This window comes from Paenibacillus harenae, from assembly GCF_030812415.1.
Classification (GTDB): Bacteria; Bacillota; Bacilli; order Paenibacillales; family Paenibacillaceae; genus Pristimantibacillus; species Pristimantibacillus harenae_A.
This window is the reverse complement of sequence record NZ_JAUSST010000001.1, coordinates 1-24,607: the sequence shown is the minus strand read 5'-3', so window position 1 is coordinate 24,607 and position 24,607 is coordinate 1. Positions and strand designations below refer to the sequence as shown.

The following is a 24,607-nucleotide window of genomic DNA, read 5'->3' as shown; positions in this document are numbered from 1 at the left end:
GATGACAAGGTGGGGGCTGTTTGACGCTTACTTTCGCCCAGAGTTTCTTCGTCTCGTTGCCCGCGAACGGGCTGCGGAGCCGGAAGAGATCGCCCTTCTGCACGAGAGAACGTATCTCCTTGTACATCTCAACCTGTTTCTTGACCTCGGCTCTTTCAGCTTCGCTGAATTTCGTCAGGTCAAGCTCGTAGCCGAAGTTGCCGGACATCGCCACCTCGCCGCGCATTTTGAGCGGCGTCTCTGACTTGATGATTCATGAGCGCCGATCGTGCTTACCGGATAGATCAGGCTGAAGCCGTACTGGATTTTTAGCCGTTCCAAGGCGTCCGTATTATCGCTTGTCCAGGTCTGCGCATGTCATAAAGCATGCCTGGGTCGAATCGCCCGCCGCCGCTCGAGCAGCTTTCGAATAGAATCTGCGGAAAAGCCGAGGTCAGCCTCTCCAGAAGATCGTATAGGCCCGCACATACCGGTTCGCTATCTCCTGTTGACGATCCGGCGAGGCGGCAGCGGATCCAATCTCCGTCAGCCCGCGGTTCATATCCCACTTGACGTAAGCGATAGGAACATCCGAGAAAATTCGGGCAAGGGAATCGTACAAATAATCCCGAACCTCCTGACGCGAAAGATCAAGACCAGCTGCCAGCGCGCTTCCGTCCGACGACGGCCTGCAACATGCAGGCACCAGTCGGGATGAGCGCGATACAGGTAGCTGTCAGGCGAGATCATCTCCGGCTCGAACCACAAACCGAACTTCAGACCGCGCCGGGTAATCCGTTCCGCCAAATCCCGAAGTCCGCTGGGCAGCTTGCGGCGGTCTTCGACCCAGTCGCCGAGCGAAGTGTTGTCGCTGTCGCGCCTGCCAAACCAACCGTCATCCAGCACGAAAAGCTCGATCCCCGGCTCGGCTCCCGCCTCGGCGATCTTCTCGATTTTCTCTGCCGGTATACCATTATTACCCCAACCGCCATTTATTGATAGAAGATGTGTTGGACAGCGGTTTCGATCGATGCGAGCAAGGCCTGGCAGAATGGGCGAAAATCCGCGGCGGCAGCCCGGATGACAGTCAGCTGTTGACGTATTGCAAGGCGCTGCTCCGGCTGTGGCAGTCGGACGCCCGCGCATATCTCGTCTACAAGATGGCGGCGGAGCATTATGCAGGCTTGCCTGAGAAGGATCGGCACGCCTCCAAGAGACGATTCATGGAACGGTTGTACGTTACGCTCCAATCGATCGCCCAACGCGAAGACGACAGCGTCGATCATATGCTTGCGGTGCTGGTCGGCTGCTGCGGGCTGCACTACTATGCGGGCACTTCCGAGCTGGACGTTGATCGAATAGCCAAGCTCGCGTTGCAAGCCATTACGAAGGAGTCCTGATACGAACATGGTCATCTTAAAAAACAAGCATGAAATCGAGGCCATCCGCAAGGCATGCCAAGTGGTGGCCGAATGCCATCGCACGATCGCCCCGCTTATCCAACCGGGCATCACGACGAACGAGATTGAGCGCATCTTCGAGGACATTATCTTGAAGCACGGCGCCAAGCCCTACACGAAGGGCTACAAGGGCTATCAATATGCGACCTGCGTCTCCGTCAACGACGTGATCGCGCATGGTTTCCCTAGCGATAAGCCACTTGAGGAAGGCGATATCGTGACGATCGACACGGTTGCGGAGCTCGACGGCTGGCTCGGCGATTCGGCCTGGAGCTATGCGGTCGGGAAGATCTCACCGACGGCCGAGAAGCTGATTCGCGTCACGAAGGAATGCCTTGACCTCGGCATCTCGCAGGCGCAGCCCGGCAATCGGCTAGGCGACGTGACGAGCGCGATCCAGCAGCATGCCGAATCGAACGGCTTCGGCGTCGTGCGCGACCTTCTCGCGCATGGCATCGGCCGGGACCTGCACGAGGCGCCGAACTATATGCATGTCGGCAAGCCCGGCAAAGGCCTCCGCATCAAGGAGGGCATGGTGTTCACGATCGAGCCCATGATTACCGAAGGAACCTACTACATGACAATCGATGCGGACGGCTGGACCGCGCGGACGCTGGACCGCAAGCTCGCCGCCCAATACGAGCACACGATCGCCATCACGGCTGAAGGTCCACAGATTCTGACCGCGCAATAGAATAATTAGAGGCCCGACTAGCGTTTTAGGTCATTTCAGTAAATGTAGATTGCTTAATATTTTATACAAATGTCTGTAAATCGATATACCCCTTTATTCATTAAATGTTTTTATATGATGAAAAAGAAAAAGCCGAGTGAAATCAGGCAAAAGTGCCTGATTTCATTCAGCTTTTGAATGGACTTTATCATCTATTCGCGGCGACATGCACTTATTGGAGCGTTCCAGGCAGCTGTTCGTCTTGCGATATTATTTTAGAAGCTAAATGATTCCATCCCTCTATTAACCTTTGAGCATCGGCGATCAAATTGGCTTTCAACTGATCTTCCACCTCAATGTTATCACTTATATTATCCAGGTGTTTTATAAAATTCTGCATATGCTTTGCCGCTTGACCGGGTCTTCCAATATATAATTGATGCTGCACCTGATCCAGAGCATTCGTTAATTTCGCTTGTAACGGACCATCCCATTCAAGAGTTACGGACTGCCTCATCGCATCGACATTTGGCGTATAATCGATATTTTCTGCTTCCAATTCTCCGGCAAGAACAGTGTCTCTAATATCTTCACCCAGATAGAAACCGATATGCGGCGGCTGATTATAGGTTGCATTCTGCCACGCAATACCCGTTCTATAGACCGGATCATGCATCAAAGTATACAGTCTGTACGAAGTAGGAATCGTTGTGCTGTATAATCTGAGCTCCGAATCGTCAGGTGTGCGGTAAATCACTTCTTCGCGCCAGTCGCCCACAATATCAGCTTGCAGCGTCGGGTTGGCTTTTGTGCCGTTATTGCTTACAACGCCTTCGAAAGCCTTCATCACATTCACTTCGCCAGTCGTTTCGTCATACTTCGAAATGGTTGTACCGTCCAGCAATTCGTGCAGCAAATCGCCGTCCCAATACATGACAAAGTTAACGGGAAGACTGATATTTCTGAAACTCTCCAGGGCTACATCACCTTGTACATTATAGACACCGCCGCCTGTTTCAACCGTCGAGCCGCCTGCTCCCCAGTACTCATAACCCGGTGAAGAGGTAATGTTGGCAGCTACTCCACGGCCTGCATCCTTGTATGCATAGAACGCTTGCAGCGTTTCTCCCGTCGCACCGTCATGGTACTCTAAAGAAGCTACGGTGGTTTCCTCATGTACACCGAAGACTTGTAGTCCTTCTCGATCAGGGTCAAATGCGCCTACATGCAGAGCATCGCCATGAGAGCCTTTTACGCGTCCCATCTCGCCGTCCATCGCGTAAAGAATCGTGCCATCATGATCAAGGGTCAATGAGCCGGCTACGATCTCATCATATCCGTCATTGTCAAGATCGCCGACGGCCAGGTTATGGTTGCCGAGGCCTCCCCCTCTGCCTGCTTCGTCGGAATCAAACGTCCATACTTCCTGAAGCTCGCCATCCACTAAGCTATATGCCGCAAAGCCCGTTCTTGCATAATATCCTCTGCCATAAATAGCACTCGGCGTAACTCCGTCCAAGTAAGCCATAGCAGCAAGGAATCGGTCCGAACGGTTATAGAAGTTATCTCCCCAAGAAATACCGCCGTCTCCTGGAACCTTTTCTACCGGGAATGCAAAGTCAATCGTATCGATCACTGACCCGGTTTCCCCGTTGAATACGGATATATATTCAGGCCCGCCAACGACATGACCGCCGTCATTGACCCAATCGGCTTCCGGATCGCCGATCACGCTGATAACTTTGCTGCTGTCGTAAACGCCGTTCGTTGCGCCATATACGGTTGTACCGTCCGCAGATTTGATGAGGAATTCGGATTTTCCGTCCCCGTCCATATCCCCTACGACAAACTGATGATACTGGGGTCCGGATGTCAGGTTAGGCCCCATATCGATCCGCCACAACAGAGTACCGTCTAATTTATAGGCATCGAAAATCGCCGGACCCGTGATCACGTCTTCCAGGGCCATCATGGCGTTAGACGGACTCCATAACACGATCACTTCATATTCCCCGTCGCCATCCAAATCCCCTACACTCGCATCATTTGATGCATAGGTGTAAACACCTGTAGCCGTCGTTCCACCCTCAGGTTTTTGCAGCGGGAGGGAGAGGTAATCTTTGGCTGCCGCTGTTCTTTCATTGCTTTCTGCAGGAGCTCCTTGAACAAGCGTCTCCACTGTATAGGTGTCTCCAGGTACACCTTCCGCATCAACAAAATTTGTCACGATTAACGGTTCGTCATTTAATTTCTCATCGTTGCGGTAAATATTAAACTTTACATTTTGATCATATTCATCCGCTAGCAATCGCCAACTAATGAAGATACCCTCTTCAGACGGAAGAGCGATAACGCCTCTGTCCAGCCATTCCACTTGCTGCGCCGGATCGACCGGATGCAGACGATTATAGACATAGAGCGTGGCAAATCTTCCGAAGACGTTCTCCACGCCTTCTGTTTCGGCAAGCGTACCCCTGAACTCGTATACGCCGGATTGATCCGGATCCCATTCGCTGCCGATCGCAACCCACTCACTTATCGGCACATTAACTTTACTGTCGTCAGCAAGCGTAACGGGTACTTCGTCCCGCAATCCGATGGAAGATATGTCTTTAGCTGTCTCACCGACATAGACTCTATGATACGGCAGGTCGTCCACTTTCAAGATAGCATGATCGGAGACCGGCGCATTATAAATGCCGAAGTTGTCCAGATACGACGTCCATGTAAGATTATTGCCGGATGTTCGCACGCCTTGCAACCTGATCATGTTGAAAGAACCGCTGAAATTAACTCCGTCCAAGGAAGCCGCATATTCTTCCTTTGTATCGCTTTGATCTTGAAGACTTAACATGACTTCATTGTTGATCAGGTCAAAAGCAACCTTGGCATGATACCAGGCTTCCGAATCGGCAAAGCCGGTAGCAACGCGCTCCTGACTGCCGACATAATAGGTGAGATTCGCATTATTCGTATTATTCAAAGTAAAGATCGCTTTGCCTGCGCTGTCAAAGATTTTTACTTCGCCGCCATTTTCGTATTGGTGGGTTCCTTTATCATTCACCTTGCCGGGATACCAGTCAAATTCAAACAGAACCTTTGTTCCTCCAACAGGGGAAGCGAACGTCTTCGATGCCAGTCGTCCCCCTGACTGGTCCACGATATTGTACTGCAGCTTAGGAGTCGTATTGCCGCCGAGATCTTCCGTATGAATAGTAACTGTTGAAGAAGCCGGAGCGAAGCCCCAATAGGGAGGAACCACTTCCCCTTCATCGCCAAAATCGGTATAATCCACTGTTTCATAGCCGTCAACATTCAAGGCATTTACCTCTTTGCCAAATGCAGGCGACATACTTGTTAACAAGAGGCTCATTGCGAAAACAATAGAAATGAATTTTTTCGGTTTGCGAATACCCATCTTTTCACTCCTTTTATTGTCATGCTTGTGAATGTTGTTTGTCTTGCTGCTTTTCATTGGAAGAATCCAAACGACAGCTTCCATACCTCCCCCTTTGGAAATTGATGATTCATGATCCTATTCAAAAAGATATGATCAGCCAACTTCACACTCATTCTAAATCCTACAAAAATGGATGTATATTGCACATTCTTGAACCTGTTTGCATTATTTGTTTTTCGGAAGGATTGCACATTTTTGCCGTTTAACACTTTTTTTGCATCGACCGGAACAAGAAACACTGTGATTGATGATCCAGCTTGGAAGGGGACCTCCAAAAAAGAAACAGCGGAAGCCCTGGACGGAAAATAACGTCTTAGACTGCCGCTGTTTTATTCAACTAACGTACCCGTTTAAGCTTAAAAGTTGCCTTTTAGCGTAATCGGACGATTTACACGAGTCCCCGAAAATCGAGCTCCACCAACGGTCGTCCGGAGACGATCCGTTCCCGGATTTCTCCGAACCAGTCTCTGAGATTATCCGGCAGCGCTGTCACATCCATCTTTTTATGAATAACCAAATAGAGCGTCAGGTCTCTCATCTCCAGAAAGAGCGTAAGCCAGTCGAGCCATTCCGGAGATAGACGGTACTCGGACGCATACCCTTTCCAGAATGCCTGAAAGTAGTCCCGGGCGAAGGCGGTCCGGTCTCCGGCATATGCTTCTGGAACTCCTCTGCTTACGGAATAGTAAAGCGGGATGGCCAGATCATGAACGAACCAGTTGTACGCCGAATCGTCGAAATCGAAGACCGTGATGCGCCCCTGCTCCACAAAAAAATTACCTGAATGCATGTCGGTGTGAATAAGGCCGTAACCGTCGGCCGGCTTAGGCAAGCTTTTAAGACGGGCAAGCACCGTCGTTAGCCTTTCCCGAACGATGTGCTCTTCCTTCGGAATGTAACGGTTCGACTCTAAGATCAGCTCATCCTCGTCCCAATCGGGTCGGCGCGGAGCTTCAGGCACGGCCGGGCGGTACCCTCTCGTGATTCGGTGGATCCGTCCCGTTACCGCTCCCCATTCCCTGAACAAATTAGCGTTCCAGTCGGCCGGATCCTTGGTATCGGGGCGTTTGCCAGGAGCTTTCCGGAACAGACAGGCTATAAAGTAGGAGTCGTTACCATCCGCATCAATCCGTTCAGCCAGAAGATGATTGAGGGACGGGAGACATCCGGAAATCTCTTCTTCCAAGCCGGATGCCGAGAGATACGCGATCCAATCCAGCTCCGCCTTCACTTGGTCAAGCGTTCGATGGCTGTTGTGGGTCAGCCGCAAAACAACGTCGGTACCGTCCATGCACGCAGCGTACACGTAGTTTTCAAAATCACCCAGCTTCGACCATGCATCTGCCTTCAGGCCGAACCGGTCTGCGGCTTCCCGCAGAATATGGTCCCCGAACAGCCTCTCTACTTCCCGCTCCATAACGACCGCCCTCCATTGTTCTAATGATCGTATATTGCACACATGAATACGATTTCCTTTTTTCGACACCAATCTATCCAATTAATATACATTTTAGTAGTTTCGTATGTCTGTCAGCAAATATATTTTTAATTGTAGTACTATACGACCAAATTTAGTGATTCATTGAAGGAATTTACTGGAACTAGACGAATGTAATCTGAGTAGCCATGCGAAACGAAAGGAGAATGAGTAATGAAAAAATGGATTCAAGCCGGCATTGTATCTAAAGCGTTAAGTTCCATGACGGTCGTCCTGCTCCTCGCCTCCAATGTAGTTGCAGCTGCTCCAACTGACAAATCCCAGAAGCATTCGTACCTAATCGGGTTAAAGCCCGGCGCTTCAACAAAGGCCCTGCATGTACCGGGCGTCCGGATTGCATCCCATTGGGCCAACCTTGAAGCGATGCATATCGAAGCTTCGGAAGCCGCCGCATCCGGTCTGGCGCGTAACCCCAATGTCAGCTATATCGAGGAGGACCGCCCCGTTTATGCAACGAGTGACGGTGGTTCGTATTCCGACGGGGCGCTAACATGGGGATTGCAGGCTGTTCATGCCGAACAAGCTTGGAGCCAAAATGCCACTGGAACGAATATCAATATTTGCGTGCTTGATACCGGCATTGACTACGATCAACCGGAATTTACTCGAAATGGCGTTTCGATCATAAAAGCGAGCAAAAATTTTGTCAATGACGGTCATCCGGATGCGCGCGACGGGGACGGGCATGGCACCCACGTTGCAGGCACGATTGCCGGGCAGACCGATGCCAGCGGCAGCAGGATCGGAGTTGCTCCAAGCGTTAACCTTTATATCGCGCGAGTGTTGGGCGACGACGGCAGCGGTACGACCAGCAGCGTCATCAGCGGCATGAATTGGTGCCAGGAAAATAATGCAAATATCGCAACCCTCTCCCTCGGCAGCAGCAAGCCGTCCCGAACGGAGCAGAAAGTATTCGATCTTGCCTATATGAATAACATGCTCAGCATCGCGGCAAGCGGAAACGACAGCGGCAAAATCGGTTACCCCGCCAAGTACGATTCCGTTGTCGCTGTGGGCGCCGTCGACAGCAACCTGGCTCTCGCCGGATTTTCCAATTTCGGTAAAGATCAGGAGCTGGTTGCCCCGGGAGTAGGAACGTTATCCAGTGTGCCGCAGGGCACCGCGTTGAAGGGAACGGTAATGGAAACAGAGAACGGGACGGAAACGCCTTATCGGAACAACATCATCGAGTTCTCCAACGTCGGCAATGCAACGGGACCTCTGGTCGATTGCGGCTTGGCCGATTCCACTACATCGTGTAACGGCAAACCCGAAACCGGATCCTGGATCGCCTTCATCGATCGGGGGGATATCACCTTTACAGAGAAGCTCCAGAACGTCATGACTCAAGGAGCGGCTGGAGCTATCATTGCAAACAACGATACAGTTAGCCCTGAAGACGCAGGCAGCTTCACGTTAGGCGCCGAAGGCAGCTGGATTCCCGCCGTCTCCGTATCTTATAACAGCGGAAGCAACATCCGGAGCGGCGGGCTCGGTAGCGGGCTCGTCCATGTTTCCCAGTGGGATTACGACTACTTTGAAGGCACTTCAATGGCTACGCCGCATGTCTCGGCCGTAGCCGCCATCGCTTGGTCCGCGAATCCGAGCCTCACCAACGAGCAAATTCGCAGCGTCCTCCGGAACAGCTCGCTGGACCTAGGCGCTTCCGGTCGGGATCATTCATACGGTTACGGTCTCGTTCAAGCGGATGCGGCGGTCACTCTGGCGAAAGGCTTGTAAATCGCGGCATGGAGAAGAACAGCGGGAGCCCTGGACAAATTAAAGTCCTAGGCTTCCGCTGTTGTATTATGAGCTATATTTCTCATTAGGTAATCTCTGTCACGATCCGTAAGGAGTAACAGATCCTCCGGTATTTTACCGTAAAAAACCGACCCAAAGGGTTTAATCATCCCAGTTCTACTCCTGCTATTCGTTCGGATTAGTAAAAAACAAAACCCGCAAATTATGCAGGTTTCATGTCTTTTTAAGGTTATCCGAGCTTGGATGGCTTTCCTATTATGTCAGGAAGAATGCCTCATGGGCTTTCGGCGGATTCTCGAACCAATGGACTATACGGTCGGCAGTCTCTTGATCCGTTGCTGCCTGCATAAGCATTTGGACGATATGCTCGGGCAGTGGTTCTGTCATGGCATTCGTCCATTCCGTCACGGCCGTTACATAGGATTTGGTTCGGTTCCGATAATCGATTCCAATTTGTTCGTCCCATGGGGATTCCTTGTGTGCCATAAGGGTCTCAAACAACTGCTCCGCACAATAGGAGGCCGTATTGCAGCCTTGACCCGTGATCGGATCTGCAAGGATCACACTGTCCCCGCATCCCAGCACCAAAGTGCCATTCAGCATGAAATACGGATGATGAACAACAGGCGTGATTGCAGTCTGGAGATATGCGGCCTCATCTGTCAGAGAGAAACGATCCGGATCGATACGCCCGTAAACTTCCGGCAAATAGTCTTGCACGATGCTCTTCATCCGGTCCGTAAAATCTCGAGCTGTCCTTACCCCTTTAAAGGCATCCAATATTCCGTCAGGCTGCGCCTCTATAAATAAAATAGTTACGCGTCCTTGTTCGGTTAATGCGGGAATTTCAAACATTTCGCCGGCTCCGGGGAGTACCGTTATCGAAATCCCTTCGGGTTCAACCGGAGATACCCCCGTAAAATAACCGACGATGCATTTGCGTTGAGGCGTAAGGAATGGCGTAAGCTCCGCATCAACCGGGAAAGAGAACAGCGGTCCGGATTTACCGGTGGCATCGATCAATAGTTCATACGATTCAGCCAAGGACTCCAACTCGTTCCGCATTACGCGGCCATTGCGTAAGCGTACGCCTTGCCGCGCCAAATCATCCATCGTCTTGGCGTAGGCCAAGCGCTGATCGACAGACGTTGCCTTGCCCTTCAGTCTCCCTACGAATAACTTCTGCTGGCCCATGTTGAAATGAATCGTTCGAATGGAAGGGGCCGCGTCCGTTTCCGGCATAAGAAAGCGCTGCTCCCTAAGAAGCGTTGGATGAAAATGAACTTGGGTCGACTGTATTCGCCCGCGTCGAATCTCATCCGGCTCCTCATAATGAAGCAGGGTTACGTCGAAATCCTTATGTAAGGAATAGGCTAGCTGCAGTCCGGCGGTACCGCTGCCGATAATTCCAATCCGTTTGCTCATAAATGATCTCCCCCTTTGAAAGGACTCCTATAAGAATCCCGAATATTTTATTCGATCATAAGGGAATTATTACCTATGCGATGTAGTAATTTTGCCAAGTGGGCAGCTACTCGTCCCTCCGGTTGATTTTCATAAGACTGCTCGGTCTGAACCGGCTGCCGCAGTTGTTGCTAACGTATCCCGTTAACGCAACTCAGAGCGTATCGACATTTCTTCGAAATCAATTTCCGTATAAAAAAAAAGCCTGATTTACTCAAGCTTTCACTCAATCAATTATATACGCAAAACGAAAATTTTGGAGGTTTAAGGCACTCCCGGAAGCCTGCGAAGAACAGCGAATTCTTTTGGCAAATCGAGACACAGCGAGCGCTATTGTATTTTTAATCCTTTTTCTTTTAAGTGCCGATATTTCGTCATAAAATTACTTCTGAATAATCTGAAGTAGGTTGCCGCATGTATCGTCGAAGACAGCAATTGTGAATTCGCCCATTTTTGTCGGCTCCATAGTAAACTTCACGCCGTTTTCCAATAATCGATTGTACTCTTTATGAATGTCTGCAACGCCAAACATTGTTGCTGGGACGCCTTCGGCAAATATCTTCTTTTGATACTCTTTGGCGGCAGGATGTTCATTCGGTTCGAGTATAAGCTCGGTACCATCTTGCTCATCGGGAGAAACAAGCGCTATCCATCTGAATTTCCCCATGGGAACGTCATGCTTTTTAACAAAGCCCAGCGTTTCTGTATAAAACTCCAATGCCTTGTCTTGATCTTGAACGAATAGACTGGTAACAATGATTTTCATCATGTTTTTGCCTCCTTTGATATTTGCAACGTTGGTGCTCTGCTAACAATCCGCTCCAACCAGTACATTCGTCAGAACTTTTTAATTAAAACTACTCAATCCATCCTTTCAGTAAATTTTTCAGTGGTTCGTTATTGAAAATAACCACTCGAAATTTCCCCTTTTTTTCTGATTTGACGAGCCCTGCATCTTCCAATACAGAAAGGTGTTTAGCGATCGCCTGTCGCGAAATGGCAAGGTCGTGCTTCGTAATAAGACGTACCGTAAGTTCATACAACGTCTGCTCGTTGCGTTCGGATAGTTCGTCTAATATCGTCCGCCGAGTCGAGTCGCCAAGTGCTTTGAATATAGCGTCTTTGTCCCATTTCATATATCGATTATAAGCAACCCTGTGGTTGCTCGTCAAGAATAAGCAACTTATAAGTTGCATGTTCAAGGTATCGTATTATAAAAAAATTTTAATGCTTCAAAGTGAACACAAATTCGAGGGTGACCCTTTTGAGACACCCCCGTCTTTGTGTTTAAGGAGCTAACGATAATCTTCACTTCTAACAGCCTCAATCAGGCAGATTCCTGGATCTTATTCCTACTTCAGTTTCCCGTTTGAATCAATGCTCCGTCCTGTCCTGTAACCTTCTAACTAAACGAGTCATCATCATACGAGGCAGCAACCGCGGCATAAACGCAATGAAACGGTTGCGGACACCGGGCATAATTAATGTCTTTCCACGCAAGAAGCCTCGATACCCTTCTTCAGCCACCTGTCCAGCTTCCATGATCGCGCCCTTCAACATTTTCGAGGCGCCCATACCAGAACGATCAACAAAGCCGGTTGACGTCAGCCCCGGGCATAATGCGGTTACAGTCACGCCTGTTCCGCTCACTTCGTTCGCCAAAGCTTCGGTGAACGACAACACGTACGCCTTCGTCGCATAGTAAACAGACATCATCGGTCCTGGGAAGAAACCTACCAAGGAAGCTACATTCATCACCCCACCTTGCCCGCGTTTGATCATATCCGGCAAGAATAGCTTCGTCATAACCGTCAGAGCCTTGATATTAACGTCAATCATATTCACTTCTTGCTCCATATCCGTTTCCATAAATGTCCCAAACAAACCGAAGCCGGCATTGTTGACCAAATAGTCAACGGTAATCCCCTTCTCCTTGAGCTCCGTGAAGATTTCCTCGGGTACCCCTGGTGCCGCCACATCCTTGGCGATGACCGTTGCCTGAATACCGTGTTTTTTTTGATATTCCTGCGCGAGTTCCACTATTTTACTCTTGCTGCGAGCTACCAGAACTATGTTATGTCCGCCCTTGGCAAACCGATCAGCTAATTCTTTACCGATCCCACCGGAAGCCCCTGTAATAAGAACAGTCCTTCTCATTGTGATATCCACCTCATATTAGGGAATGATCGTTCTAATAAAACGAAAAAATATATGCTATAAGAGATATACGTCTCTGTCATCGGAAATCCAGCTTCGAGAGCTCGGCTTAGAACGTTACAATTACTTTGCCTTGCGAATGGCCAGTAGAGACTTTAACCAATGCCTTGTTAATGTCATTAAAATGATAAACGGAGTCTATTGAGGGCTTGATGTTTTCTTGTTCGACAAGATTAGTGACCTCTTGTAACTGACTGCCATTGGCCTGCACGAATATAAAACGATATTCAATTTGATGCTTGCGTGCCAAAGAATCGATGCGGGACCCAACTAAGCCAAACAATAGTTTTTTCCATAATGGAAAATTCCGATCAGCCGCAAATTGATAATTTGGCGCAGCTTTTAAGGATACCAATTTTCCTTGGGGTTTTAGAATACCCATTTCGGCTTTGATCTCTTTGGTTCCCAAGGTGTCGATCACATAATCAATGTCGGATAGAACGTCAGCATAGTTCTCTTCTTTATAATTGATGAATTGGTCGGCGCCAATCGACAGGGTCCGTGATCTGCCTCTTTCGCTGCCGCTTGTAATGACATACAAACCCATGGATTTGGCGATAGGAATTGCCATTGCACCAAAGCCTCCGGTACCTCCAGGAATAAACAGCTTTTTATTGGGCTGAGCATGAAGCATATCATGTAATGCTTGATAGGCCGTCAAAGCAGTGAGGGGTACAGCCGCTGCTTCAGTAAACGAAAGATGTTTAGGCATGATGGCTATAGCCTCTTCCTTTACCGCTGCGTATTCCGCAAAAGCTCCAATTTGGTTCATCGGCAATCGCGTATAAACGTGATCACCCACACGGAAATTCACAACCTCTTTTCCTACGGCTTCAATAACGCCGGATAGTTCATTGCCTAAAGTTATTGGGAATTTATAATCAGAAATCAACCGAACATTGCCATTAATAATTAGAATATCTAATGGATTTACACCCGCGGCTTTTACGTTGATGAGAACCTCATCGCTATGGATTGCCGGTATTTCCGTTTCATTCAGTTCCAGTTGAATGTTTTTTGAATACTTGCGCATTTGCGCTGCTCTCATGTTTTATCCTCTTTCTATGAATTATTACAGCCCTTCAAAGATCGGATAGATTGGCCCTCTCAAATTGAAATCATAATTCTGGTCTACAATCCCCACCACTTCGTTGCTATCAAAAAGATCAAGCATGAAGCTCGCCATCTGCTTGGCAGTATGGTACTTAGGCATATTGGCTGTATAATCAAATTCTTCGACATCGATTGATTTTTTCACGAATTCCGTTTCCGTTATGGCTGGTGCTAGAATTTTCGCCTTTGTTTTCGCGCCTTTCAATTCGAGTTCTTTAGCAAGCCCTTCAGTGAAGGCACTCACATAATATTTAGATGCAGAGTAAGCAACACTACCGACAGCTATGACATATCCGAGTGCTGATGATACGTTAATTAACTGAGTTCCTTCTACGTCGGCATAATCTCGCACATACAGTGTTGAAAGAATGGTCAAGGATTCGATGTTAACGCGTAACATGGTTTCGACTTTTTCCAGTTTCTGCTCGGCTACGAAAGAGCCTTCACCAAGCCCTGCATTATTAATCCATGTCTCGATTTGATATTCCTTTAAATCGTTATACAGTTTATAGGCTTGATGCGTAACCGATAGGTCGCTTAAATGAATCACAACATCTAACTCAGGATGGTTATCTTGGATCGTCGATTTAAGCTCTTCTAATTTGTCCAATCTTCTGGCTACCAAAACCAAGTTTTTGCCACGTGCAGCAAACGCCAATGCCGTCTCATATCCAATGCCGGAGCTTGCTCCTGTGATCACGGTGTACTTCATATTAATTTCTCCTCCAAAGTTCAGTTTCATGTGTGTTATCTAATTAAAGAACGATCATTCTAATAAGAATAAAAAAAGTCAGATCTAACTTGCATTTACTTTATCATTTCTAGAACGATTGGTAAAGAATTTTTTTTCGAAAGGAATAAATCCAACCTATGCCTAGAAAATGATCCAGTTATCACGTTCAATCTAGTACAGCCAGCGTCGTATCAACGATATCCTTTAGCTTTTGTTGATCCGTCGTAGTCTTAACCAATGTGCGTAGTCCCGACCAGGCATTCGTTAAAAAGCGGGACATAACTTTTGCTTCAAGGTTTGCCCTGATTTCACCGGTTTGCTGCCCTTCCTGAAGAAGTTGATTCAAAAAATCTTCAGTCTTGGAATAACTTCCCTCAACCAAGGATGCAACCTCCGGATCTAATACGCCCAATTCCACACCCGAGTTCACAAGTAAACATCCCAGCGGCTCTCCTTCATTTCTCAATGTCGATTCGAATACTTCTCGGATTATTTCCTTGACCGGCTTTTTCTTTTCAACGAGGAATCTCATTTTTTGAATTTGCTTAGCTTCATACCGTTCCAGAGCTTTCATAAACAAGGCATGCTTATCCCCAAACGTATCATAGATACTTCTCCGATGAATGCCCATAAAATCAACTAATTCCTGCATTGAAGTTTTCTCATATCCTTGTGTCCAAAACAGTTGTATTGCTTTATCCAATACTTCATTAACTTCAAATTCTTTGGATCTTGCCATTGTCATCACCTCAGACAATCATTATACATTTAAGTAAACGATCAGCAAACTGAATGATACTATGTTTTTGTCACCCGACAGTAATCTTCTCATAGATAAAAGGACGAACAGGATAACCGCCCTTTTATCCATGACAAGTTTCATTTAATGCCGACTAATATGACAAAGGCTCTTACTTGATGCATTCAGCCCTTATAATATTTCGATATACCCTTCTGTTCCATGCACGCGAATTCGTTGCCCATCTCTTATCAGTTTGGTAGCATTTTCAACCCCGACGACTGCGGGCAAGCCATATTCACGCGCGATAACCGCTCCATGGGTCATCAGTCCGCCAACTTCGGTGACTAGACCTTTAATAGATACAAACAAAGGTGTCCAGCTAGGGTCAGTAAAGGCGGTGACTAATATATCTCCGTCTTCCAGATCGGCATCTTCCATGTTTAAGATGACGCGTGCTCGCCCCTCTATAACTCCGGAAGAAACCGCTAAACCTACAAGAGCTTCGGCAGGGAGATTTTCTCGCTTGTATTTACCTGAAATGATTTCGCCATCGGACGTGATAACCCGTGGCGGAGTTAGTTTTTCATATAATTTGTACTCGTCTTTTCGTTTGCCAATGATCTGGTAATCCAGTTTATTTGTGCGTACGACTTCGTGAAGCTCTTCAAAAGTGAGGTAGTAAATATCTTCTTTTTCATGTATAACGCCCGCTTGTATGAGTTGTTCGGCTTCTTTCAGTAAAGCCTGCTTATAAGCGAAGTAGCGACTGACTATGGCGTATTTAGGATATTCCCTATACCCGCTGAAATTCCGGATCAGGTCGATCATTCGTTTTGTTTCTTGGGCTTTTTCTTCACCATCCGGTAATTGCTTCAATCGATCCAATATCTCTTTTTCTTTTTCCAAAGCTTCCTGTCGCCCTTGCTCAAATTTCCGATGACTCGCGTTAAAATCAAAGCTTTTGATATTATTAAGAATCATGGGGACAAGTGTAGCTGGCTTTTCGCTCCACCTGGTTCTAGTAATATCGATTTCACCGGCACATCGCATTCCATATTTGCCCAGATAAGCATAGATAGCGTCCCGGGTTTCCTTTCCACCATCAAACTTAACCAGTTCATCCATAAAGTTATCATCTTTTACATGTTTTAAATACTCAATGACTTCCGGATAAGGACGAATCTCATCTGCGACATCCAATAGCGCCAGACCCATTTCCGAAGTGATATTGTTTGGCACAGATTGAGAAAGCGTGTCTGCAGCGTTTTTTTCACCTAACCACTTCTCCATTTTTTCGTTGATCCATGTTGAAGCGTTCATGGCAGTCATAATTACACTAAAACTTTGCGGGTCAGTTACAACCTTCTTTAATTCTTGGATATCTTCCAGAATAAAATAAAATAAACCTAATCCTGATTTCGTTTGGATGTTATGCTTTAACTCGTTAATCGATGTTTCACTACGCTTGATCAAAGCAGGAACTATTGTCGGATCGTATTCGATTTGTGTTTGATAATCCGCAGGCGAGATCCTTTTATTGCTTTTAGCGGGACCCGGTTCTTTTTCGCCTTCTGGTGACGATTTGATAAAATCTTCGCGCTCAATGATGGTTATGAATGCGTCTCTTATGAGCGGATCGGATTTTCCCAGGACATTTACTAAAGTTTCCCTGCCGGAAGGTGAAGCCAGCATAGCTGTAACATCGACAAACAACCTTCCGCCAGCTTTACGCATGGGTGCAGGAGTAATTAACAGGTAAAAAGACAATCCCAATGGTTTCATGGGGTCAGTCATCATTTGTTGATGACCGACAGATACGTAAACGTGATTTTCTGCATCATTCGCTTCAGGAATGGGGTATAAAGTAGTGATAGGCCGACTTTGGACAATATAAAAGGTATCATCAACCAAACACCATTCGATATCTTGCGGGCAACCAAAATAAGCTTCGATCTGTCTTCCGATGCGTGCCAATCGTAAAATTTGCTGTTCAGTGAGTGTTTGAGTCTTTTGCTGATCGGGTTCGATCTGCTTTGTCTCTGTTCCGCCTTCATTTAGCCCATAAATTGCCAATTTTTTGGTTGCAATCCTCTTATCGACGATTACCCCTTCCTCTACTTTATAACAATCGGCAGAGACCAAGCCAGAGACCAGCGCTTCTCCAAGTCCAAAACCGGCATCGATTGATAGCAGTTTTCGATTGGAAGTCATCGGATCAGCGGTAAATAAAATCCCTGAAGCCTGTGGGAAGACCATCCTTTGAACGATAACGGATAAATAAACCTGACTGTGATCAAATCCATTTTTCATACGGTAAATTACCGCGCGATCCGTAAATAAGGAAGCCCAACATTTGCTGATATGCTTCATGATTGCTTCTTTGCCGATGATGTTTAAATAGGTGTCTTGTTGACCGGCGAAAGAGGCATGTGGCAAGTCTTCGGCAGTCGCACTGGAACGCACGGCATAAGCATGTTCGTCACCAAACTGGGAGAGATAGTGAGTAACTGCTTTCACAACATCGGAAGGAATTTCTGCTTCCATAATGATTTGTCGAATCTTCCTGCTGATTTCACTAATTTGATCTCGATCTTCTGCTTTAAGCACGGTTAGTTGATTGAGCAAAGCATGAAACGTTTCATTTTGTTCGATGGCCTTTTGATATCCCGCTGTTGTAACACAAAATCCTTCAGGTACTCGTATTCCTTCCATTTTCGATAATTCCCCTAAATTCAACCCTTTTCCGCCAACGAGCAAAAGCTGCGTTTTTTCCATTTCCTGAAAACCGAGAACCAAAGAACTCATTCAACATCTCTCCTATCCATTAATTTGAGAAAAAAACATTTGACAAGAGTTTACCGGCATGGTACATTTAAAGTGTAAGATGCATCAGTTATGTCTAAGTAACTCAATGCAATCGCAATCTGATTATACCATCGTGTCTGTTTATATACAATAAAAAGAACCTGATAAATCTGCATAGGTTCTTTTTTGATTTCCCGCCATCGTTGTCACATCAAAAACCATGGTCCGAGCCGAATTCCATTTGCTGCATAGTTCCCTAGCGGTCCTATGCAACCCTGGAAATCCTGAAGTTACATCGGGTTCTTTTTAAGCTAATCCCTATCTACGGTGAATCACTTTACTCCTAAAATGCTCACGTTTTCTAAGGATTGTGACCAGATTGGATCGAATAAACTCTAAAAACCGCGCAGCCTATAAGCTGCGCGGTTTTTAGATCGGCGTAGGTACTATGTCAGAAGAACAACGATTAGCGCAATAAGTGCCGGGAGTCCCTGGGTGACGAGAATCGACCGCTTCGCCGTCAAACCTCCGAAGACCGCCGCAACGAGCACGCAGGCTAGGAAAAACAATTGGATCTGCCGTCCGAATAGGACATCCGGATGCAGCAGTCCCCATGCTAAACCAGCCGCCAGAAAACCGTTGTAAAGCCCTTGATTGGCCGCCAACGATTTGGTTTGCTCCGCGAACGACTTCGTCGTGCCGAAGATTCGCATGGCCCGCGGCTTGGTCCATAGAAACATCTCCAGAATAAGGATATAGATATGCTCCAAGGCAACAAGCGCTACGAGAATAACACCCCATATGACCATAAAATTTCACTTCTCCGTTCCTCGGATTAGGCCCGTTCCAAAGCCAATAATTGTATTCTAATCGTCGGAAACAAGATTGGCAAGGCAAATCCAATCGGCATCGTCTGCAGATAGTCCGCAGACGCAAATTTTCCGCTGCTGCCAGCTTGCTCCAACGGTCATTTTCGGAGAAAGATGCTTACCTTTAACATACTTCTGTATTTCCTGTACCAATTCGTTTGATATCATTTCTGCGGCTTTTGCTAAATACCGCTGAATTTACTCCCTAAGTCTAGGCATGTACTCTTTGAATGCAATATCAATGTGCGTTGGGCAAAGGGGACTGTCTTCGATAATTGCTTTGCGCTTTGCCTTAAGAATAATTTGTTCTATATCGGCAAAACTACATTCCTCCAATAACTCCGATGTCGTGTTAAGAATGTCCCCCTTTTGCTCGAAATCGCCGATTAACAATTTTATATATTCATTTCTGCTGTCTTCGTCTGGCAAGCTATAAGTCATTTTCGTATCAAATCGACGCCATATAGCATTATCCAGTTCTTCTTGAAGGTTAGTTGCTGCGATGAGAATGCTCTCTCCTTCGAATTCATCCAAGCATTGAAGCAAAGTATTCACTACTCTTGCCATTTCTTTCACTTCATCATTATTTTCACGAGTCCGAGCGATCGCATCGAATTCATCAAGAAACAATACACATGGCATAGCCTTCGAATATTCGAATATTTTTCGAACATTACTTGCTGTCTCGCCAAGGTGACTATGGATGATCGCATCCAATCGAACAAGTAGAAGCGGTACCTCCAGCCGCGTCGCAATATAAAACGCAGTTAACGTTTTACCAGTTCCAGGCGGCCCGTACATAACAACTTTGTTAGGAATCGGTACATCATATTGGATAAATCTTTCTTTCATGCCAAGGATAACAAGGAACTCTTCGACAATTTGTCGATTCATTGGGGGAAGAACAATACGCTTAACCTTTTTTACGCAGTCTTTTGGCGCATAATACGTTGCCATTTCTATTCCTTTTGCTCGTGGAAGCCGAGAGTTTGCATTTTTATTGGACATTGGTTTTAGGCTCCTATCATGTGCGGCGCAATGGCGGTAATTTATTTTTAATCGTAATAGTTACGTTTAATTATAACGAAGAATGATCATTTTGCAAAGCCTCTTGCGATTTTGAATCAGAATGGATAATATAGCTGCGCAGAGGCGTTAGAAGTGCAATGACAAACAATATGATCATTAATATAGACATGAACATATAGGCAGATTGCACGCCTAACCCCGCTGCCGTCATTCCTCCCAGCATTGATCCAAACGGCGATCCGCCATATGCGATCATGCGGCTGCTTGCATGAACCCGGCCCTGAAGATGGTCGGGTGTCAACTGCTGCCTCAATGTAATTCCGTTAATAATGATCAGCGTGCTGCTTAAATTCCAGAACAAATAAAATAACGAGACAGCCGTCATCTGGCTGCTCAGAGAGAAACCAAGCAGCGATACCCCATTCAATGCTAGTCCAATAATTGTGATTCTGCCCGGCTTGAATCGTCTGCGGAGCGTAGGCAGGCTCATGCTTGCCAGCAAGGCACCTAACGAGCCGCAAGTGATTAATACCCCGAGCTGCGGCGCGTCATCGGCAAAACCGAGCACTTGCGCTCCGAATACGACGATTAAACCAGTTACCATTCCGCCTACAAAGCTGTTCCCGAATCCGATCAGCGTCAAGCTGCGAATAAGCGGCTGAGACCAAATGTAGGACAGGCCTTCGCCTATATCAGTTCTTAATTTGTAAAACAGTTTAGGCTTGATCCCACCAACATTCGTAGATTGCGCCACTAGAAGCGATTGCTTGATGGACCAAACGAGCAATGCAGCGATCAAATAGCAGCTTGCCGTTACAGCAATCGCCCTTTCAGCACCGAAAGTAGTGATGATAACTCCTGTAATTACCGGGCTCGCAATTCGGATGACCGTATCCGAAGAGATTAAAAGACTGTTAGCAGCGACGAGATTCTGCCTTCCCACTAATTGAAGCAGCGCGCCATGGCTAGCCGAATCCATACCAACAAAGGCTGTTGCAACCAGGAATGATACCACGAGTAACTGGAGTGGCGATGTATAACCCATTAACAAAGCGGTGGCTGGCACGCTGGCAAGTACGGCGGCGCAAAATAAATTGCAGCCGATCATGATCCGTTTCCGATTGCCGTTATCAGCTAATACACCAGCGAATAGGCCGAACAATAAGTACGGCGTGCTGGAACTTGCCGCTACAAGCGATGTATAAATCGGTGACAAGGTCTGTTCATAAATATAAAACGGGAGTGCCACCATCGATATTCCGGAACCCAGATAGCTCAATAAATTAAACATGTAATACCTTCTGAAGTTGTGAATTGTCCAAAGCGGTATACCCTTGTTAAACAATCTAATCGACACCTCACTTCTTTACCAAAGTTCTGCGGAGTAAAAATATAAAAAACGGTGCACCCATTAATGTTGTTACTGCCCCAACCGGCAATGTTGTTACGTGATGCTCCATGCCGGGAAGGTAAAAGTTCACAGATATACTTTGGCCTATCCAATCTGCAGCAACTAACAGCACAGCGGAGAACAAGGCGCTCGCCGGGAACAGATATACGGGATTGCGGCCAATCAATAAACCCGCAATATGAGGACCGATTAACCCGATAAACCCGATTGCGCCGACTACGGACACAGATGCCGCGGTCAGAGCTGCCGCGATGAGCAGCAGCATCAGCCGCGTGCGATTAACCGGAAGCCCGAGTCCCGCAGCTATCGAATCTCCCAATTGCAAGAGGGCCGCTTTACGAGCTAGCAACATAGATAGTAAAAACAGCACTAGCGCCCAAGGCCAGACGTTATTCCATTGAGCCCAAACCCTGCCATTCAAGGATCCGAAATTCCATAACAATATGGATGCAAGTCCATCCTGGCTTTTCAGCAGCAGTAACGAAGTTGCTGATTGAAGGATAGAAGTCACGATGACTCCCGTCAACACCAATCGCAAGTTGTTATTACCGTTTGTTCCATTGAGAAAATAAATACCACCCACTGTTATAACCCCGCCAAGAAGAGCAACGAACGGAAGCATCGCATTGGTTGACATATCTCCTGACACGTACAGCATCCAAAGTACTACGAACAGAACCGAACCTGCGGAAGCACCAATCAGACCCGGCTCTGCCAGAGGGTTACGCATGATGACTTGAAGAATAGCCCCGGCCAAACCAAGCATCAACCCCGACGCAATTGCGATTAGCACCCTTGGAAGTCGCAGGTTCCAAACGATATGATGCCGACCTCTATCCTCTGAAGAATTGAGTATAGCCTTCAATACTTCTTCTAATGACATCATCGTTCTTCCAAATGCAAGATGTAAAATGACGAAAGCCGCAAGAGCAATCAGCAATATCCCTATTGTCATCTGGAATCTTACCTTGATGGACATAGCCTTTTTTCGTGGTAACTCATCCATGGATACTGCCCCCTCTGTGTCTTTGTAAAAAAATCAGAAATAGAGAGCCCCCAACCAAGGTTGTCCAAACCCCCACGGGGATTTCCAGCGGTGAAAGCAGGAGGCGGGCGATCTGGTCCGCAGCTGTGAGCATTACCGCACCGCATAATGCCGATAGGGGTAGAACGAAGCGAGCATCGGAAGACCGGAGAAAAAGACGAGTCAAATGTGGTGCAAGTAAGGAAATATAACCGATTGGTCCACATTGCGCCACGGAAATCGCAACGAGCCCCGCACAGACGATCAAAATCACGATTCGTGTTCGATCGACTTTCAGTCCTAGCCCGGAGGCAGTATCATCGCCAAGTTGAAGCAGGTTGATCGCTCGCGTGAAAAACATCGCCACGGGCAGCATCACCAAAAACCAAGGCAGCATTCTGTCGACATGCTCCCAACTTCTATTGGCCAACGAACCGAGCAAGTAGGTGTAGAGCAAGTTCACATCGTTACTTGTCCCCAGGGCAATCAGCACGATTAATAGGCCGTTTAGAATTGCGGTAACGGACATACCCATTAGCAACATACCCGTTGCCCCTTTGCTTCCTCTTGACGAAAGTACAACTGCAGCTCCTCCTGCTAGACCTCCCGTTAAACCAAATAAGGGATGAAATTGAAATGCAATCGGCATATGGAATACAGTAATCGATGCCATTGTCAATGATGCACCGGCCGATATGCCAAGCAGTTCGGGACCGGCTAGTCGATTGTTCATCGCTCCTTGCATCAGGGTGCCGGAAGCCGCGAGCATAGCTCCGACCAATAATCCCAGCAGAAATCGGGGAAGGCGTATTTCCCTGACAATCATTCGGCCAAGCTCCTCCCCGCCGCCGGTCAATAAAACGTCGAAAAGTCCGTGCATAGTCATAGTGGGAGTACCAAATTTCATACTGACGGCGAACACGCCTGCAAGTACGAATAATAAAATAAAAACCGGAAGAAGTATTCTTCTTCCGGCTAAAGCTGAATGAGGTTTATTCATCATGGATGTAGTTCCTCCTAGAATAAGTCCGGATACATAATGGCAAGCGATTCATCCAACATAATTCCTAACGAGCGTGTCCCTCTGCCATCTCCCCATATCGGAGAGCGAACCTCATGTACTTGTTGGTTCTGAACTGCCTTCAATTTGCTCCAGATGGGGGAAGCCGCAAGTTGCTCGGAAATCGGTTTCGTACCTGGACTGAAAGAATAGCTTTCAACAAAAATGACATCGGGATTTTCGACCAGCAACTTCTCTAACGAGTATGGAACACTGCCTTCACCGTATGGATCGTCCTCCGGCTTCTCTACCTTCCAAGGATAGTTTGAAATTTCTTTCATTACCGTACCGCCAAGCCCGGATCCAGTTACTACTGAGAAATTCACGTCTGATCCGAAAATAATCAATGCTTTCTTATTCTTAGGAGCCTTCACCATGGCATCGTTCAGTTTGTCTAAGAAGCGCTGCTTTGCTTCTTCAGCTTCCAACGTTTTTCCTGTCAGTTTCCCGATAGTTTCGAGAAAAGCGATAGATTCCATATAGTTACTAGGATTAGAAAGGACTAGAGGGACGACTCCTTTCAATCCTTCCCGCAACGAATCGTGTACTCCCTTCAATCCTATGACCAAATCAGGCTCTGCAGTTACGAGATCCTCAATACTTGGTTCAAAAAAGCTTCCGCCGATGGAAGGAATAGACTCACCCTTACTTCCGAAAAACTCTGGCGAGGTTGCGATGGTACGAACCCCGCTCTCAGCTATCGCAATCGGCTCCATCCCCAGTTCAATAAGAACGTCAACGCATAGCGAGACGACGCAAGCAACCTTCTCAACCGGCTTATTAAACACAAGTGCTTCACCAGTATCGTCTTCTATAGTAATCGGTTTAAATACTGCCTCAGAAGCAGGCAGGATTGTTGGTTCTATCGTTTCCGTTGGAGCGGGGCTAGACACATCCCCCTTATTATTACTTGTGTTATTGCTGCATGCTGCCAACATGGCCATTCCCGCTATAACCAATAAGCTGACCTTCATTTTAGTTCTAGACATTTCAATGGGCCCCTTCTTTCGAATAATAGTAATGATTACTAATAGTTAATAGTAATCATTACTAATAAATATGTCAAACTGTTTTTTTATGTTTACCTTTCATAAAAAAGCTCTATCTCCGTTCATCAAAGATGAACGGAGATAGAGCTTTTTTAGCGTCAAACTCTCCACACCTTCAACTACTAACCTAACTATGAGATCATGAGATTAACCTGAATACGGAGAGTAACTCATGAATGCCAAAGAACAACGCAGACAAGATTGGCACACACGTATCGCTGACTATCGGGCAAGTGGCCTCACGATGAAAGCTTGGTGCT

20 protein-coding genes and 1 pseudogene are annotated in these 24,607 nt (G+C 47.0%); 4 read left to right on the top strand and 17 right to left on the bottom strand.

Annotation, left to right across the window (positions count from 1 at the left end; genetic code table 11):
• Positions 1–16: 16 nt before the first annotated feature.
• A pseudogene (locus J2T14_RS00100) lies at positions 17–942 on the bottom strand (alpha-galactosidase); the annotation flags it as partial.
• Positions 943–986: 44 nt separating this feature from the next.
• On the opposite strand from J2T14_RS00100, the gene J2T14_RS00095 reads away from it, so the two are divergent.
• Both J2T14_RS00095 and map read left to right on the top strand, forming a co-directional pair.
• A complete protein-coding gene (locus J2T14_RS00095; protein WP_307468604.1) occupies positions 987–1,379 on the top strand; it encodes a hypothetical protein in 393 nt (130 codons plus the stop codon).
• A gap of 7 nt (positions 1,380–1,386) precedes the next feature.
• Positions 1,387–2,133, top strand: coding sequence for a type I methionyl aminopeptidase (gene map / locus J2T14_RS00090; protein WP_307466553.1), 747 nt, complete (start codon positions 1,387–1,389; stop codon positions 2,131–2,133).
• 211 nt (positions 2,134–2,344) lie between these two features.
• Here map and J2T14_RS00085 read toward each other — a convergent pair whose 3' ends face one another.
• Complete coding sequence (locus J2T14_RS00085; RefSeq protein WP_307466551.1) at positions 2,345–5,530, bottom strand: rhamnogalacturonan lyase; 3,186 nt, start codon at positions 5,528–5,530, stop codon at positions 2,345–2,347.
• Between the two features lie 430 nt (positions 5,531–5,960).
• On the bottom strand, positions 5,961–6,989 hold the full coding sequence (locus tag J2T14_RS00080; RefSeq protein WP_307466549.1) for a phosphotransferase enzyme family protein: 1,029 nt from the start codon (positions 6,987–6,989) through the stop codon (positions 5,961–5,963).
• Positions 6,990–7,223: 234 nt separating this feature from the next.
• Between J2T14_RS00080 and J2T14_RS00075 the strand changes: the two genes are divergently transcribed.
• A complete protein-coding gene (locus J2T14_RS00075) occupies positions 7,224–8,810 on the top strand; it encodes a S8 family serine peptidase (RefSeq protein ID WP_307466546.1) in 1,587 nt (528 codons plus the stop codon).
• Between the two features lie 276 nt (positions 8,811–9,086).
• Here J2T14_RS00075 and J2T14_RS00070 read toward each other — a convergent pair whose 3' ends face one another.
• The 14 genes from J2T14_RS00070 to J2T14_RS00005 all read right to left on the bottom strand — a co-directional run bounded on the left by J2T14_RS00070 (position 9,087) and on the right by J2T14_RS00005 (position 24,287).
• Positions 9,087–10,256, bottom strand: coding sequence for a styrene monooxygenase/indole monooxygenase family protein (locus tag J2T14_RS00070; protein WP_307466543.1), 1,170 nt, complete (start codon positions 10,254–10,256; stop codon positions 9,087–9,089).
• Between the two features lie 421 nt (positions 10,257–10,677).
• The gene (locus tag J2T14_RS00065; protein ID WP_307468542.1) at positions 10,678–11,061 is read right to left on the bottom strand and encodes a VOC family protein; all 384 of its coding nucleotides are present in this window, start codon (positions 11,059–11,061) and stop codon (positions 10,678–10,680) included.
• Between the two features lie 91 nt (positions 11,062–11,152).
• On the bottom strand, positions 11,153–11,431 hold the full coding sequence (locus J2T14_RS00060) for an ArsR/SmtB family transcription factor (protein ID WP_307208590.1): 279 nt from the start codon (positions 11,429–11,431) through the stop codon (positions 11,153–11,155).
• A 238-nt stretch (positions 11,432–11,669) separates the two neighbouring features.
• Positions 11,670–12,452 (bottom strand): SDR family NAD(P)-dependent oxidoreductase, encoded by a 783-nt coding sequence (locus J2T14_RS00055; protein WP_307466540.1) that lies wholly within the window; start codon positions 12,450–12,452, stop codon positions 11,670–11,672.
• Between the two features lie 109 nt (positions 12,453–12,561).
• On the bottom strand, positions 12,562–13,560 hold the full coding sequence (locus tag J2T14_RS00050; protein WP_307466537.1) for an NADP-dependent oxidoreductase: 999 nt from the start codon (positions 13,558–13,560) through the stop codon (positions 12,562–12,564).
• A gap of 24 nt (positions 13,561–13,584) precedes the next feature.
• Positions 13,585–14,337: an SDR family NAD(P)-dependent oxidoreductase gene (locus tag J2T14_RS00045; protein ID WP_307208587.1), complete on the bottom strand. Its 753-nt coding sequence runs from the start codon at positions 14,335–14,337 to the stop codon at positions 13,585–13,587.
• Between the two features lie 187 nt (positions 14,338–14,524).
• Positions 14,525–15,097: a TetR/AcrR family transcriptional regulator gene (locus J2T14_RS00040; protein WP_307466534.1), complete on the bottom strand. Its 573-nt coding sequence runs from the start codon at positions 15,095–15,097 to the stop codon at positions 14,525–14,527.
• A gap of 192 nt (positions 15,098–15,289) precedes the next feature.
• Positions 15,290–17,905, bottom strand: coding sequence for a phosphoenolpyruvate synthase (ppsA, locus tag J2T14_RS00035; RefSeq protein WP_307466531.1), 2,616 nt, complete (start codon positions 17,903–17,905; stop codon positions 15,290–15,292).
• Positions 17,906–18,351: 446 nt separating this feature from the next.
• Positions 18,352–18,714, bottom strand: a complete 363-nt coding sequence (locus J2T14_RS00030; RefSeq protein WP_307208584.1) for a DUF1304 domain-containing protein — start codon at positions 18,712–18,714, stop codon at positions 18,352–18,354.
• A 258-nt stretch (positions 18,715–18,972) separates the two neighbouring features.
• Positions 18,973–19,782: an AAA family ATPase gene (locus tag J2T14_RS00025; protein ID WP_307466528.1), complete on the bottom strand. Its 810-nt coding sequence runs from the start codon at positions 19,780–19,782 to the stop codon at positions 18,973–18,975.
• Between the two features lie 70 nt (positions 19,783–19,852).
• On the bottom strand, positions 19,853–21,160 hold the full coding sequence (locus tag J2T14_RS00020) for an MFS transporter (protein WP_307466525.1): 1,308 nt from the start codon (positions 21,158–21,160) through the stop codon (positions 19,853–19,855).
• Between the two features lies 1 nt (position 21,161).
• Positions 21,162–22,220, bottom strand: a complete 1,059-nt coding sequence (locus tag J2T14_RS00015; protein ID WP_307466522.1) for a FecCD family ABC transporter permease — start codon at positions 22,218–22,220, stop codon at positions 21,162–21,164.
• Positions 22,213–23,241: a FecCD family ABC transporter permease gene (locus J2T14_RS00010; protein WP_307466521.1), complete on the bottom strand. Its 1,029-nt coding sequence runs from the start codon at positions 23,239–23,241 to the stop codon at positions 22,213–22,215. Before J2T14_RS00010 ends, J2T14_RS00015 begins: the two co-directional genes overlap by 8 nt.
• A 14-nt stretch (positions 23,242–23,255) precedes the next feature.
• The gene (locus J2T14_RS00005; protein WP_307466519.1) at positions 23,256–24,287 is read right to left on the bottom strand and encodes an ABC transporter substrate-binding protein; all 1,032 of its coding nucleotides are present in this window, start codon (positions 24,285–24,287) and stop codon (positions 23,256–23,258) included.
• A 232-nt stretch (positions 24,288–24,519) separates the two neighbouring features.
• Between J2T14_RS00005 and tnpA the strand changes: the two genes are divergently transcribed.
• Positions 24,520–24,607 (top strand): IS66 family insertion sequence element accessory protein TnpA (tnpA, locus tag J2T14_RS31070; protein WP_444939709.1); only part of this gene is annotated, 88 nt, incomplete at its 3' end.

Bases quoted from the DNA above. Each gene is read 5' to 3' on its own strand.
- J2T14_RS00005 (WP_307466519.1), bottom strand. From the start codon at position 24,287: ATGTCTAGAACTAAAATGAAGGTCAGCTTATTGGTTATAGCGGGAATG.
- J2T14_RS00055 (WP_307466540.1), bottom strand. From the start codon at position 12,452: ATGAGAAGGACTGTTCTTATTACAGGGGCTTCCGGTGGGATCGGTAAA.
- J2T14_RS00070 (WP_307466543.1), bottom strand. From the start codon at position 10,256: ATGAGCAAACGGATTGGAATTATCGGCAGCGGTACCGCCGGACTGCAG.
- ppsA (WP_307466531.1), bottom strand. From the start codon at position 17,905: ATGAGTTCTTTGGTTCTCGGTTTTCAGGAAATGGAAAAAACGCAGCTT.
- J2T14_RS00015 (WP_307466522.1), bottom strand. From the start codon at position 22,220: ATGGATGAGTTACCACGAAAAAAGGCTATGTCCATCAAGGTAAGATTC.
- J2T14_RS00010 (WP_307466521.1), bottom strand. From the start codon at position 23,241: ATGATGAATAAACCTCATTCAGCTTTAGCCGGAAGAAGAATACTTCTT.
- map (WP_307466553.1), top strand. From the start codon at position 1,387: ATGGTCATCTTAAAAAACAAGCATGAAATCGAGGCCATCCGCAAGGCA.
- J2T14_RS00045 (WP_307208587.1), bottom strand. From the start codon at position 14,337: ATGAAGTACACCGTGATCACAGGAGCAAGCTCCGGCATTGGATATGAG.
- J2T14_RS00060 (WP_307208590.1), bottom strand. From the start codon at position 11,431: ATGAAATGGGACAAAGACGCTATATTCAAAGCACTTGGCGACTCGACT.
- J2T14_RS00025 (WP_307466528.1), bottom strand. From the start codon at position 19,782: ATGTCCAATAAAAATGCAAACTCTCGGCTTCCACGAGCAAAAGGAATA.
- J2T14_RS00030 (WP_307208584.1), bottom strand. From the start codon at position 18,714: ATGGTCATATGGGGTGTTATTCTCGTAGCGCTTGTTGCCTTGGAGCAT.
- J2T14_RS00050 (WP_307466537.1), bottom strand. From the start codon at position 13,560: ATGAGAGCAGCGCAAATGCGCAAGTATTCAAAAAACATTCAACTGGAA.
- J2T14_RS00080 (WP_307466549.1), bottom strand. From the start codon at position 6,989: ATGGAGCGGGAAGTAGAGAGGCTGTTCGGGGACCATATTCTGCGGGAA.
- J2T14_RS00085 (WP_307466551.1), bottom strand. From the start codon at position 5,530: ATGGGTATTCGCAAACCGAAAAAATTCATTTCTATTGTTTTCGCAATG.
- J2T14_RS00065 (WP_307468542.1), bottom strand. From the start codon at position 11,061: ATGAAAATCATTGTTACCAGTCTATTCGTTCAAGATCAAGACAAGGCA.
- J2T14_RS00075 (WP_307466546.1), top strand. From the start codon at position 7,224: ATGAAAAAATGGATTCAAGCCGGCATTGTATCTAAAGCGTTAAGTTCC.
- J2T14_RS00040 (WP_307466534.1), bottom strand. From the start codon at position 15,097: ATGGCAAGATCCAAAGAATTTGAAGTTAATGAAGTATTGGATAAAGCA.